The sequence below is a fragment of the Pseudomonas sp. PB103 genome, from assembly GCF_009764635.1.
Classification (GTDB): Bacteria; Pseudomonadota; Gammaproteobacteria; order Pseudomonadales; family Pseudomonadaceae; genus Aquipseudomonas.
Map to the genome: position 1 here is coordinate 79,384 of NZ_RWIL01000127.1, position 14,334 is coordinate 93,717.

The 14,334-nt window shown below is 58.4% G+C and carries 6 protein-coding genes; 3 read left to right on the forward strand and 3 right to left on the reverse strand.

The features are described from left to right. Positions 1–2 precede the first annotated feature (2 nt). Together EJA70_RS23460 and EJA70_RS23465 are read right to left on the reverse strand one after the other, a co-directional pair. Entirely contained in the window at positions 3–1,490 is a 1,488-nt protein-coding gene (locus tag EJA70_RS23460; protein ID WP_158833843.1) for a glucosyltransferase domain-containing protein, read from the reverse strand. 367 nt (positions 1,491–1,857) lie between these two features. Then, positions 1,858–3,279, reverse strand: coding sequence for an amino acid permease (locus EJA70_RS23465; RefSeq protein ID WP_158833845.1), 1,422 nt, complete (start codon positions 3,277–3,279; stop codon positions 1,858–1,860). 607 nt (positions 3,280–3,886) lie between these two features. Between EJA70_RS23465 and EJA70_RS23470 the strand changes: the two genes are divergently transcribed. The 3 genes from EJA70_RS23470 to EJA70_RS23480 all read left to right on the forward strand — a co-directional run bounded on the left by EJA70_RS23470 (position 3,887) and on the right by EJA70_RS23480 (position 13,053). After that, entirely contained in the window at positions 3,887–4,345 is a 459-nt protein-coding gene (locus EJA70_RS23470) for a transposase (RefSeq protein ID WP_158833847.1), read from the forward strand. Positions 4,346–4,647: 302 nt separating this feature from the next. Further along, a complete protein-coding gene (locus EJA70_RS23475) occupies positions 4,648–7,761 on the forward strand; it encodes a transglycosylase domain-containing protein (protein ID WP_158833849.1) in 3,114 nt (1,037 codons plus the stop codon). A 174-nt stretch (positions 7,762–7,935) separates the two neighbouring features. Continuing rightward, positions 7,936–13,053 carry an NEL-type E3 ubiquitin ligase domain-containing protein gene (locus EJA70_RS23480; RefSeq protein ID WP_158833851.1) on the forward strand — a complete coding sequence of 1,706 codons (5,118 nt, stop codon included), beginning with the start codon at positions 7,936–7,938 and terminating at the stop codon, positions 13,051–13,053. On the opposite strand, the gene EJA70_RS23485 is transcribed toward EJA70_RS23480, so the two are convergent. After that, the gene (locus tag EJA70_RS23485; protein ID WP_158833878.1) at positions 13,050–14,294 is read right to left on the reverse strand and encodes a hypothetical protein; all 1,245 of its coding nucleotides are present in this window, start codon (positions 14,292–14,294) and stop codon (positions 13,050–13,052) included. The two genes, EJA70_RS23480 and EJA70_RS23485, sit on opposite strands and share 4 nt — an antisense overlap. Between the last annotated feature and the right edge of the window lie 40 nt (positions 14,295–14,334).

Here is a 14,334-nt window from a genome sequence, read left to right on the forward strand (position 1 = left end):
GATTACCAGCGCAGCGACCTGATCCGCGGCGGCTCGTTCATGACGATGAAGCCGTAGTCGCCGATCAGGTAAATCCGGTAGTACTGGCTCTCCACTAGCGCCGGATATCCCAAGTAACCGACGCGCGTGGCATTGCGCCGCTCGCGCTCGGCGACAACGTTAATGATGCCGACGCTTGGCAGGTTTTCCGCGAGCAGGTAGTAGTCGACGTTCAGCAGATAAGGCAAAACCGGCAAGCGCTTGAACGAGCCGGCCGCGCCGATCAGCCAGTGTTCGGAATAGCTCACCGACATGTAAATCCGCTTGGCTTCACGCAGTTCCCGATGCGCGGCGATGTCGTGGCTGAGGCTGTAGAGCGCATGGTTGGCGAAGGTTTTCTGCATCGTCAGCACGCGTCCGTAAGCAAAGGACAGCGACAGCGTTGCCAGCAGCGGGACGATCAGCAGTAAGGGTAATCGTCGGTGCTGCGACGCCAGGCCAAGATGGGCAAGGTAGAACAGCAACACCAGCAGTACGCCGAAGCCCATCAGCGTGCGCGCACCTTCATTGAAATCGCGGAAGATCAGGGTGATGCCGGGGATCAGCAGCATGAGGACTGGCAGGGTCAGCAGGCTGATCAGCTTGAACGCCAGAGCCTGTTTACGGTGCTGGAAAACCTGCGTGCTGATCCGCACAGCGCCGAACAATGCACACAGCACCAACCCGGCGAATACCCACGCGTAACCGCTGTGAAAGAGCAACGCGACTTTGTCTGAAACCCGCCCGATATTGATGCCCATCTGCAGCAACGGATCGGCACTCCATTGCAGCAATTCGCCACGTCCGGACTCCATGAACGGGTACGCGGTGATGGCGTAAATCAGTATCCCCAGAACCAGTTGCGCGAGTTTGCAGCCGAGCATTTCCAGCACATCGGTTTGACGGGCAATTGCCCGAACCAACTCTACTGCGCATAGCCCGAGGAACACGTTGAGGCTGATCTGGTACAGCCCGATCGCCAGCGCCAGCAACGTCGCCGGGACCAGCCAGCGTTGCACTTTGGACGAGCCATGAAAGGTGATCGCGTAAATCACCGCAACCAGACTGAGCGCCATGCTTGGGCCGTCGTATTGATAGGACAGATTCTGCAGCAGGAACGGGTTGTACCAGAGCGGCAACGCAACCAGGCAACTGGCCAGCGTCGGTTCAGGGAAGTAGTGAAAGGTCAGGCGAGTCAGGGCCAGGCTCATAGCCACAGTGGCGATGATTAGCGGCAGCGGAAAGATGTCCGGCGCAGCGCCGGTGAAGGTCAGCGCCTGATAGAACCAATCGGCGAACAATCTCCCCTGCCCGGCCCAGGCATCGCCAGCCGCGAGAGCACGCCAGTTGTCGTCGATGTAGGGGAAGTCAGCGAGGATCAACGGCAGGACATACAGCGAAGTCGCGAGCAAGAAGAACAGCACGACCTGACGGCGGCCGAGTTCTCGCACAAGAAAATCGCTGATTTTCATGGCCGCGCCTCTGGGTGGAGATAAAGCTTTGAACCTGCACCGTGGTTTTGTATCGCCTTATCAGACCGGTGGTTACTTGGGTCCCGGCAGGATTTGGATAGGCATCCCTCTGGTGACTGCTTTACCAGTAGTGACCAATTTTCATGTGATGACTGCTGCTTCACCTGTGGCGAGGGGATTTATCCCCGATGGGTTGCGAAGCAGCCCCAAGACCATTCACCGCCGACCGCATGCACAGGTCTTAGACTGCTGCGCAGCCGATCGGGGATAAATCCCCTCGCCACAGGTTCATACGATCCTTAAGAACAGCGTCCACAAAAAAGCCCCGATCTCTCGACCGGGGCTTCGTCGTTACAGCGCTTACGACTTACGAAGCCGAACGCGCCGCACCTTGCGACACTTGTGTCGGTTGCAGCTTGAACACATAGAACAACACCGTCAGCAGCACCAGGAATGCTGGCCCGACATACAGCGCCACGCGCGTGTCCGGGAAGTACGCCATCAGGCCGACCACCAGCACCAGAAATGCCAGCGCAAAGTACGAGCTGACCGGATACAGCCACATCTTGTACTTGAGGCCGGCACGCTCGCTGGCGCTCAGGCCTTTGCGGAATTTCAGTTGCGCCAGCAGGATCATCACCCAGGTCCAGATCGCGCCGAAGGTCGCAATCGAGGTCACCCATACGAAGACTTTTTCCGGCACCAGATAGTTGAGCATTACGCCCAGGAGCAATACCGCGATCGACAGCAACAGCGCACGACGCGGCACACCGTTGTTCGAGGTTTTGGCGAAACCAGCCGGCGCCTGACCGTTCTGCGCCAGGCTGTAGAGCATGCGCCCGGTGCTGAAGATGCCGCCGTTGCACGACGACAGTGCGGCGGTGATCACCACGAAGTTGATGATGCCGGCAGCGGTTTTGATGCCCAGACGTTCAAACGTCATTACAAACGGGCTGCCCTGCGTGCCGATTTCATTCCACGGGTAGATCGACAGGATCACGAACAGTGCGCCAACGTAGAACAGCAGAATCCGCCAGAACACCGAGCCGATTGCGTCGGGAATGGTCTTCTGCGGGTTCTTCGCTTCACCGGCGGTCAGGCCGATCATTTCGACGCCGAGGTAGGCGAACATGACCATTTGCAGCGACATCAATACGCCGGTCACGCCATTCGGCATGAAGCCGCCGTGCGCCCACAAGTTGGAAATGCCCAGCGCCACGCCGTCATTGCCGAAACCGAAGGCGATGATGCCAACGCCGCCGATGACCATGGCAATGATCGTGACGATCTTGATCAGGGCGAACCAGAATTCGAACTCACCGAAGGCTTTCACCGCGATCAGGTTGATCGAGCCCATGCTGACCAGCGCCGCCAAGGCCCAGATCCAGCGCGGCACATCGGGGAACCAGATGCCCATGTACACCGCCACCGCGGTGATTTCCGCGACGCAAGTCACCAGCCACAGGAACCAGTAATTCCAGCCAGTGAGAAAACCCGCCAACGGGCCGAGGTAGTCTTGAGCGTAGCGGCTGAACGAGCCGGCGACCGGGTTGTGCACGGCCATTTCGCCGAGGGCGCGCATGATCACCAGGATCGCCAGGCCGCCGAGAATGTAGGAAATCATGATCGCCGGGCCGGCCATTTCGATGGCCTTGGCCGAACCTAAAAACAGACCGACGCCGATACAGGCACCGAGCGCCATCAGGCGAATGTGCCGTTCGCCGAGTTCGCGTTTGAGCGGACCGCCCTGAGCGGTGTCGCCGTGAGGCAGGTGATTGCCAACTGGCATGGGGGTGCAACCTCGTCTTGTTATTGGATATGACCACCGAGTGTCGCAGCGTCGGCCGGTAAGCCTTGGCTGCCCTGAAACCGCGTCGGCCTCGTGGGCAAACGCGTCTTGTAGGACAAAACCTGCAAGATCAGCGGGGCGTGCAGTATAAAAAGCCTTGGGCAGGGCTTTTCACTCTATAAACCACAACATTCAGCGACAACTCTCGGCATAAGCCCGGTTTGCGGAGAGGCATTCCCTGCGTTTCGTAGGAATATTCGCCGCCGAAAAAGGCGGCGAGTATTGCACAGCATTGGTGCACCGTCATGCCCCTGCCTTAGTGCAATTGATCCCGCGAAGGCTCTAGCTCAGAACTCTGTGGCTCACATTGCCCTGTGGTGAGGGGATTTATCCCCGATGGCCTGCGCAGCAGGCCCAAACCTGCCAATGAGATATATCTGGAGAAATCAGGTGCCTGCTTTGGGGGCGCTTCGCACCCAATCGGGGATAAATCCCCTCACCACAAATACTTCGCTGGATTCAGAAATTTCGCACAGCAGTTACAGATTCAGAACTGCCCACCCGGAACTAGCCTCGAGGGTTCGACAAACCAACACAAGGAAGTGAAGTGCCTAACTATCCAAATTCATACCGCCTACGCCAAGGCCGATTCTCCGTACCCGGCCGCGCCTACTTCATCACCTCAGTGATTCACCAGCGCCAACCCGTCTTCGCCGATTGGCAAACAGGCCGGTTACTGGTGGCAGAGCTTCGTAAGGCACATGACCAAAGCTGCGTAGAGTCCATCGCCTGGGTGGTGATGCCTGACCATTTTCATTGGCTGGTGCAATTGCAAAGTGGCACGCTTGCGGAAGTCATTGGCGGAATAAAGGCCCGTTGCACTCAGGCAATTAATCAAAATACCGGGAGACAGGGGCCGTTGTGGCAGAGCGGTTTTCACGACCGTGCGATTCGTGATGATGAGGATTTGCTGCCGTTCGCCCGGTACATCGTGGCCAATCCATTGCGGGCTGGTTTGGTCAAGAAGATAGGTGACTACCCGCTCTGGGATGCATGCTGGCTGTAACCCCCCCTTTCAACTGTTCACATTACCTGTGGTGAGGGGATTTATCCCCGATGGACTGCGCAGCAGGCCCGCTTTTCGTGGGGAAAAACAGGGGCGCTTCGCGCCCCATCGGGGATAAATCCCCTCGCCACAAAAACCCCTGTACTAAATGGATTCCTTACTACGGATGAATGAGTTGCCCCTCATTCCAGATTTATTCAGCAACTCCCCACCCCCAACCCATCACAATTTTTTCACCACTGCCAACCACCGTCTAAGCTTCAAACAAGTCCGATCAATCTGCGTGAATGGATCAATCGACTATGGGCGCTTTGTGGCAAACCGATTCGAGTAAAACCGTGGTTCCGACTGAGAGTGTGGATCAAGCGCCTGTCCCCAAAAAACCACGCCGTCCTCGGCATGGCTGGAAGGCTTTCTGGTTGCTGCTGCTGATTATTGCCATCGTGGTTGGCATGGGGGCGGCCAAGGAGATGCGCACCTCTCGTTTCCAGTCCACTGAGGTCAGCAAATACGCCGCATCGCTGACTTACACACTGGAGCCCGGGCCCAGTGAAGCGATTCACTACCCCGGTAATGGGCCATTCGATTTGCGCCTGGGTTACAGCTCCCTCGATGAATTCCTGCCGCGCCTGCTCAAACGCAATTATGTGATCACCGAGCAGACCCGCTTCTCCCCCGCCCTGCTCAGCTACACCGACAAAGGCCTGTTCGTGCCCTACTCGGAAAAGATCCAGGCCGGCCTGACCATCACCGATTGCCGCGCCGCGCCTCTGTATAAATACAACTACCCCCAGCAACTCTATTCCAACTTCGCGGCGATTCCGCCCGTGGTGGTCAACAGCCTGCTGTTCATCGAAAACCGCTTTCTGCTCGACCCCAAACAGCCCCGCGCCAACCCGGCCGTGGACTGGCCGCGATTCGGCATGGCGGCGTGGTCGCAAGTGGCGAAACTGCTGCACTTGCCCGGTCAGTCGGCAGGCGGCAGTACCTTGGCGACGCAACTGGAAAAGTATCGGCACTCGCCGGATGGCCTGACCGTATCGGGCGCGGAGAAGATCCGCCAGATGGTTTCCGCCAGCGTGCGCGCTTATCAGGCCGGACCTGAAACACTGACTTCGCGGCAGAACATCGTCCGCGATTACCTCAACAGTGTGCCGCTGTCGGCAGTCCCGGGGCACGGCGAAGTACACGGTATGGCCGAAGGTTTGCGCGTCTGGTACGGCAGCGATTTCAACAAGGCCAACGAACAACTGAACAGCCCGGCCACCGACCCGAAAACCATGGCCGACAAAGGTCTGGCCCTGCGCGAAATGCTCTCGTTGATGATCGCCCAGCGCCGCCCTTCGCATTACCTGACCAAGGGCCGCGAAGAACTCGCCGACCTCACCGACAGCCACCTGCGTCTGCTCAAGCAGAACGGCGTCATCGACAACGCGCTGGCCGATGCCGCACTCGCCAGCAAGGTCACGTACCGCGACTGGCAAACCCAGCCAACCATCCAGCCGATTGAAACCAACAAAGGCATCAGCGTCGCCCGCAGTCGTTTGGCGAGCATGCTCAACCGGCCGCTGTATGACCTTGATCGTCTCGACCTGTCGGCCACCAGCACCCTGCAAGGCGACCTGCAAATGCAGGCCACCGAGTACCTGAAAAAACTCGCCGACCCGGCCTTCGCCGCCGAAATCGGCCTGATGGGCGAGCGTCTGCTGACGCCGACCAGCACCACGCAAGTGCGCTACAGCTTCACCCTGTTCGAGTTGACCCCGGACGGCTCGCGCGTACGCATCCAGACCGACAGCACCGATCAGCCGTTCGACATTAATGAAGGCAGCAAACTCGAACTCGGCTCGACGGCGAAAATGCGTGTGCTGACGACTTACCTGCAAATCATCGCCGAACTGCACGACAAATACGCCGGCATGACCGTGCCGGAATTGAAGAAAGTCGACGTGCCGGATCAGGATCGCCTGAGCCAGTGGGTCATCGATTATCTGGTGCAAAACAAGGATCGCGATCTGTCGAAAATGCTCGGCGCCGCGCTTGACCGCAAATACTCGGCAAGCCCCGGCGAAGCGTTTTTCACCGGTGGCGGTCTGCATGTGTTCCATAACTTTCGCAAGGAAGACAACGGCCGCATGCCGACCCTGCGCGATGCCCTGCGGGAGTCGATCAACCTGCCGTTCATTCGCCTGATGCGCGATGTGGTGCGCTACGTCACCTACTCCGGCCCCAACAGCAGCGCCGAACTGCTCAAGGATGACCGCGACCCCCGGCGTCAGGAATACCTGGCCAGTTTCGCCGACCGCGAAGGCACGTCGTTCCTGCTCAAGTTCTGGAAAAAGTACAAAAACAAAGACACTCCAGCGCGCCTCGACACCTTCCTCGACAGCATGCGCCCAACCCCGATCCGCATGGCGGCGGTGCATCGTTATCTGTTGCCGGACGCGAGCCAGGAAGACTTCAACACCTTTGTGCGTGCGCACCTCAAAGGCGCCAAACTCACCGAAAAACTCACCGATGATCGCTTGATCCGTCTCTACGATTCCTATGGCCCGGGCAGCTATGATTTGCCCGATCAGGGCTTCATCGCCAAGGTTCACCCGTTGGATTTGTGGATGATGGGCTACCTGCTGCATAACCCGGACGCGACGTTCAGCCAAATCGTCAAAGCCAGCCACTTCGAGCGTCAGGAAGTCTATAGCTGGCTGTTCAAGAGCAAACACAAAGGCGCGCGCGACAGCCGCATTCGCACCATGCTCGAAATCGAAGCGTTCCTTGAAATCCACCAGCGCTGGCAGAAAGTCGGCTACCCGTTCGATCACTTGGTGCCATCGCTGGCGACGGCGATCGGCAGCTCCGGCGACCGCCCTGCGGCACTGGCCGAACTGATCGGCACCATCCTTAACGATGGCGTGCGCATGCCGACCCTGCGCATCGACAGCCTGCACTTTGCCGCCGGCACACCGTACGAAACCCGCGTGACCAACGATCCGCATGTCGGCAAACGGGTGATGCCATCCGAAGTCGCCACGGCCATGCGCGAGGCGCTCTCGCAAGTAGTTGACTCCGGCACCGCCAAGCGTGTTTCCGGCAGCTTCAGAACCGCCGACGGCACACCGCTGGTCATGGGCGGCAAGACCGGCACCGGCGACAACCGCATCGAAGCCATCGGCTCGGGCGGGCGGATTCTCAGTTCGAAATCGATCAACCGCACGGCAACCTTCGTGTTCTACATCGGCGACCATCATTTCGGCACGCTCACCGCATTTGTACCGGGGCGCTCGGCGGAGAACTTCAAGTTCACCTCGGCGCTGCCCGTGCAGGTGCTCAAAGGCATGGCACCGATTCTGTCGCCGTACCTGCAACCTGATTCGCACACCCAGTGCGAGGCGCCCGCCGTCGCCCAGCGCAACTGAAATCTGCGGTAAAACCCGCCTCCAAGTGAACGCAACTGTGGCGAGGGAGCTTGCTCCCTCGCCACAAAAGTCTGTGTGCACACAAGCCGATACACAAGCGATAACTATGTACCGCACACCCGGCCAGACAGCCGCGCAAACTGAAATCCTTTCGACGCCAAAAGGATTTTGCGCATGTCTGACTCCCGTGCTCGGGGCATCCACTTCGAGACCTTGAAAAAGGCCATCCCCCACGTACTGATCAAGGCCTCGGCGACACGCCGCGCCGAGCTGCGCGAGATCCGGCCGGTGCTGCCGGCCTGGCTCACCAAGGCGTCCTCAGACCAACAACAGACACTCAGGAACGCCACCGAAGCCCTGCACCTGCGTCAGAACCAACGGGACGCCCTGTTCGACAAAATCCAGAGCATCGACAGCTTTGCGAAAAAACTGCTGGAACCTGAACTGCAGAAACTTGACCCCAGTTTCGATGCCGACAACACCTGGCTGCGCTTGTACGCACCAAAAAGCCTGGGCATTTTCGGTCTGAAAAGTGAAGCGCTGACGGTTAAAACCCTCTCGCTTTTGCAAGCGGCGTTGCACAACTTCGAATATGACGAAACCCGACCGGGGTTCTATGACACGAACTCGTGTTTTATCAGTCGCCCGGATGCCAATGGCCATTTCGAACCGATCGCTACCCCGGTCAGCGTCGACGTTTTCGCGCGCCTGTGCCGGCGTCTGAACATCGGCGAGCAGTATCAGCGCTACCTGACAGACTTCCTGCGTCCGCCGAACAATCGCCTTGTCGAAAATCTGCTGCGGCAGATCAATGGCGCGTACTGCAAGCAATCCCTGCAGACAGCAGCCTGTCTGGCGCTGATCAAAAAAGACATCGGCCAGGCCGAATACAATCAGCTGATGAAAGTCGTCAAAGGCGACAGCGTCATCATGGACGGCAAGAAACAACTGCGATTTTGCGGCTTAAGCATCATGGGGCTGCGCCTGAGCGATTGCGTGTTGTTCATCCCGTGCGAGTTACATCGCTACAGCACCGGGTCGATAATCGCCTGGATCCCGGGGGATCCCGAACACCCGGTCAAACGCTACGCCAGCTTCGAGGCATTCCAACAGGAACTGACCCGCCAACTGAGCGCCCGTACCAGCAACATTGCCACCGATGCCGGCTCGCCAACGTCCTATCAACTGTTCTTCAGCCGTTTCGTTGCGCAGAAGGACAGGTCGTATTACTTCAGACGCTTTAACGAGACTGTCAGCGATGGCCCGCCACGGTCTTTTGTCGAGAAGTGGCGCCATCACGAGCTGGTGCAACTGGGCGAACGACTGATACTCCACGCAGACATCCCACCACCGCGCGAATACGGAGTTCGTCAGGATCCGCTGGAGGCGCCGAATTTCCACATCACCGACTGCACCTTGCCGGGCAAAGGCCCTTGGGAGGACTTCGAACTGTGGCCGGTGTTGCATGAAACAACCCTCGATCAAATGATCAGCGACGCCAGAGTCATCGCCGTGCCCAACGCCGACGAGGACACCAAGGCACGTTCCGAACGCTGGGCCAATTATCTGAATATCGGCTTTGTCGCCCTCGGCGCCTTTGCGCTGGTGGTGCCCGGACTGGGCGAACTGATGCTGGTGGTGACGGCAGGTCAATTGCTTTACGAGGTGTTGGAAGGTGCCGTGGAACTGAGCGAAGGTGACCGGCAAGCAGGCTGGGCCCACCTCACCGACGTCATCGAAAATCTCGCGGCTGGCATTGCGCTGGCGCCGGTTTTTCACTTCACCGTTTCACCCTTCATCGAAAGCCTGAAAGCAGTGCGCCTGCCAAGCGCAAAGACTCGCCTGTGGAAACCTGATCTGGTGCCGTACCGATTCAAAGGCAAGCTGCCGCCCGAACTCGCGCGGGGCGAGCACGGGCTGTACGCGCACGAAGGTAAATCCCTGCTGCGGGTCGGCGAACATCATTACCAACTGTCGAAACAGGCGACGACCGATGCACTGGTCGTGCGCCACGCCACGCGCCCGGATGCTTTTGAAGTTCCGGTTCGGCACAACGGTTCCGGCAGTTTTGTACTCGAAGGAGAAACGCCTCGAAGCTGGGACGACACCACGTTGATGCGCCGGCTGGGCCATTCGGTCGAAGCGTTTACCGATCCGCAGGAACTGGAGCTGATTCGACAAACCAGCGGCACTTCGCCCGACGTGTTGCGCCGCATGTACCACGAAAATGCGCCCATACCGCCTTTGCTGGCCGACACCGTGCAGCGTTTCAATATCGAGCGCGATGTGCAGGCCTTCGTCGACAACGTCAGCAGCGATGACCCGGTCAGGCAGGCCCGGGCCAGACGTGATCCGGCCAGCCAGCTGCAAATCATCGAAGCTCAAGGACTGTGGCCTGCCGACGTCCCCCTGCGGGTCAGCAACAATCGCGGCGAGACACTCTGGCAATCAGCAGCGGCCAGGTTAGCTCAAGGCCGAAAACTGGTGGTTCAGTTGAGTGATCAACAACTCAACGGTGGGCAGGGTTTGAATACAGTCCTGCAAACGCTGGAGGCGAATGGCGCACCGATTGCCCTCGACGCAGCGCCCGCCGAGCGTGAAGCGCATCTGCAGACACGCATTGCCGACAGCGCAAAAAGTCTGCGTCGGCAATTATTCGAGCAGCGTTACCAACCTCAGGAACGAACGTTCAACCCGGCGCGAACAGTGTTGACCGAGGCATTCCCTGCGCTGCCGGCGCCGCTCGCCGACACCTTGCTGGGCAACGCCACGCCAGCCGAACTCGACCTGATGAAGCAGCAACAACGCTTGCCGTTGCGCCTTAGGCAACTGGGCAACGAATTGCAATTTGAAACCCGCAGCACTCATGCCTGGCAAGGTTTTCATCATGACTGGCTGGCGACCGCCGACACCGAACGCCTGGCCCTCAATGCCCTGCGTATCCACAGCGATGCGCTGGCCCGACTGCGCATTGAAGTTCGCCAGCAATCGCTGGATGGCGAGCTGATTTGCAGCGTTGGCTCCGCAGACGCCACGACAGTAAACACACTGATCAAGGACGCCGATTCTCGCTACACCGCGCATGACGCTCAAGGCCAGCATCTGCAAGACCGGCCGGGCGATCTGTTTCAAGCAATCCTCAACGCCCTGCCCGCTGATCAGCGCCAGGCACTGGGTTATCGCCTCGATGACGCCGCCGGTTTCAAACACTGGATTCTGGCGAAAACCGAGCCGGCGAGCGTACGTCGCACGTTGCTCGCCGAACCACCGATCAGTGACCGCGTAGCGACTGAAACCACTATTTTGCTCGGTGGTCCCGGTTACTCCAGAGCCGGGCAAACCCTGCTCGACCGTATTCAGGACATTTACCCGCACCTCAATGAAAACGAAGTGCAAGGTTTCGCCCAAGCGCTAAGCACCCAGGGCGATGCCGAGTCGGGCATCCGGCGTATCGAAAACGACCTTGACACATTGCGCATCGCCCTCGACACCTGGCGCTTCGAGGAAGTGATCAACTGGCACTCCGGCAATGGTGGCACGCATAACCTGACGTTTATGCTCGACGGCGGCCTGCATCTGTCCGAAAGACTGATGGCCTGTTTTGAACGTAAAGCCACGGTGTTTGGCGAACGCAGCGTCGCACCGCAAGCCGGTTATACGCTGGATCTTTCCTCTGAAATGCGTCGCTACAATCTTGAGCACTGGTGGAAAAAACTACCGGACATCAAGCCTTATCTCGATCAGATCACCACCCTCTCCCTCGACAACGTGCCCCTCGCCACCGACGGATCGGGACTGCTCAAGGACTTTCATCACCTGCGTCAATTGAGCGCCAGAAACTGCGAGTTGAAGCAACTGCCGAAAGACATCGGCCGCATGCGTCAACTGGAAACCTTGCGCCTCTCGGGCAACCAGATTCAGTTGACGCCGCAAACCGTGGAGGAACTGAAGAACCTCACACGCCTGCAAACCCTGCGTCTGGATCTGAATCCCTTGGGCCTGGCCCCCAATGTCAGCCGAATGCCGCGTCTGGGCATCCTGACGATGAACGAAACCGGGCTGACCACCTGGCCTGAGGGCCTGTTTGAAAAGCACCGGCCACGACAGTTTTTCCTCGACATGCTGGGCAATCCGATCGAGGAAGTTCCGCGTGTCGTACCAGGTTCCAACAACGCTTTCATCATCGCCCGCACCCGTCTGATTGCCAGTGAGTTGTCTGACGTCAATCGTGTTCTCTACGAGAAATATCGCACCTCCGTCGGCCTTATCCCCGAACATGTCACGTCGACAACCACCACCGAAATGATCAGACGTTGGCCTTTGAAGACCGATGCGTTATTCAACCGTATGCCGGGAGTCGGCATTTATCGCCCGGAAGCGTGGCCCGATCTGGCCTCCGAACCGAACTCACGGGGCTTCTTCAAAATCATCGATGACCTGACCCAATCGGCGGATTATCGCAGCGGCGGCTCGGCACTGGAGCAATTGAGCGAGCGCGTCTGGCGAATGATCCATGCAATCGATATCGACAAAAACCTGCGTCAGGATCTGTTCGAGATGGCCATCGCGCCAGTCAATTGCCGGGATGCCGGGGCACAGGTGTTCAATCAGATGGGCATCAAGGTGCTGGCGGCCGAAGCCCGGTTGTCTTCGACCTCAAGAGACATGCTCGAACAAAAACTGGTGACATTGGCCCGAGGCGCTGCGCGACTGGATTACGTCAATGATGTCGCCCAAGCGGACATCCAGAGCCGTGGCGGTAATCCCGACGTTGTCGAGGTGTACCTGGCCTATCAGACGGGGCTGGCGCTACGCCTCGATCTGCCGTGGCAGTCGCAGAACATGCTGTTTCGCATCACTGCAGGTGTCGATCAGGCGAAAATCGACCTGGCATTCGAAACGGTCAACGCGATGGAGACTGGCGACGGCCTGATCAACCGCATGCTCGAACAGCCGTTCTGGGCCGACTATCTGCGCGAGGCTCATCCCGACAGTTACTACGCCAACAAGGCCCGCTTCGAGGAACGGTCATCACAGCTCGACGACTTGCGTACGGCACAAGCCGACTGGGCAAGCGCCAACGATCCTTACCAGCAAAAAGCGGCTTTGCGTGACAAGCTCAAGGATCTCGCACGAATACTGGGCGTCCCCAAAGAGCAAGTGCTGACCGGGCAACCCATGCCGGATTCTGTATACGAACATCTGATCAATGATCTGGGCGATCAGGAGCAGCAACTCAGCCGCCAGCAAACCCGCGATGCGTTGAAAAAGCTCGCACTGCCCCCCGGTTAACCGACCTCGGAATCCCAGATGACCGTGACGTTGCCTTTGTACGTTGCCGCGCCGCCGGACAACATGTGTTCGACATCCGCCTGCTCGACCGCGAAGTGCAACGTCCCCGGTTTGCGGTCAACGTAAACGCCCGGCTGGAACAGTTCGGTACCTGTGCCGCTGACCCGCAACGGTTGGCGGATTACTGCGCCGCCAGCTGCCGATGTCAGACCAGCGGGCAACGTCACTGCAATCTGCAACGGTACGGAACGACCTCCTCGTTCCTCCAGACCACAGGTATCGCCTACCAGGAACTCGCACGTCATCTGCATTTTGAAACGGGAGCTTGTCGAGATATTAAAGGTCTGGTCACGGAACAAACGCGTCGGCTTACGTCCTTGATTCAGCCAGGCCTGCCAGCCGCCCAGAGGCACCAATTCGACACGAGTGCCACCCGGTGGAATATCGACTTTGAGGGTGTGCTGCACCTCCAGCTCAAAGTTCAAGGTCAATGCGGAATCGGTTGGCAACATGATGTCGCCGAAATCAAAATCCGCTCCGGGGCCTAGTGTGTAGGTCAGAGTACCCATGTATTTACCCGAGGACATTTCCAGCGGGCTGGGGGTTTCCAGTTCATAGGCGAAATCCAGGTAGTCATAACGCAGCCACGGGATATCAAACTTTGCCTGACGTGAGCAGATGCCTTCAGTAGGGGTTTTCCAGAAAAAAGCGTAAGCGAAAGACCACACCACACCGACACCGCTGTATGTGCAAGGTGGTGGTGTGTTGACCCATGTTCCATCCCAGAGCTTCCAGTGCGCATCGCGAGGAGTGTCTGTCGGGCCCACCAGTTTCATGATGTCTTCAGTGAGGTATTTTGAACCGAGCCCGGCAATTCGTACTTTCAGCGTTTTCGTTTCAGCCGTGCCCTGATGTGTCACCGTCAGATCGCGCCACTGGGTCGGGACTTTGAACATGGCACCCTGACGAATCGATGGATGATTCGCCACAATCGGGCCGGCAGAATAGAAGCGGATCGGCACCTGCAAACTGAACATCTCATTGTCTTTGCATTGCTGGGCATAGCCCGCGCAATAACCGCTGGACGGTGTGTCATTGATGAATTTGTTGCGGTGCGGATACGCCGAATCCGGCTTGAAAGATGCGTTGATCGAAACCTGTTCGGCTGTCGCCGATGACAACCACACGAAAACCAAAGCCAGCGAGAATGCACCTCGCCGGAATACTCGAAAAAGAATCATCCATTGCACCTCATGCAGGCCGTCAATCATTACTCTGATC

Coding starts and splice junctions, on each gene's coding strand:
- EJA70_RS23465 (WP_158833845.1), bottom strand. CDS start 3,279: ATGCCAGTTGGCAATCACCTGCCTCACGGCGACACCGCTCAGGGCGGT.
- EJA70_RS23460 (WP_158833843.1), bottom strand. CDS start 1,490: ATGAAAATCAGCGATTTTCTTGTGCGAGAACTCGGCCGCCGTCAGGTC.
- EJA70_RS23485 (WP_158833878.1), bottom strand. CDS start 14,294: ATGATTCTTTTTCGAGTATTCCGGCGAGGTGCATTCTCGCTGGCTTTG.
- EJA70_RS23480 (WP_158833851.1), top strand. CDS start 7,936: ATGTCTGACTCCCGTGCTCGGGGCATCCACTTCGAGACCTTGAAAAAG.
- EJA70_RS23475 (WP_158833849.1), top strand. CDS start 4,648: ATGGGCGCTTTGTGGCAAACCGATTCGAGTAAAACCGTGGTTCCGACT.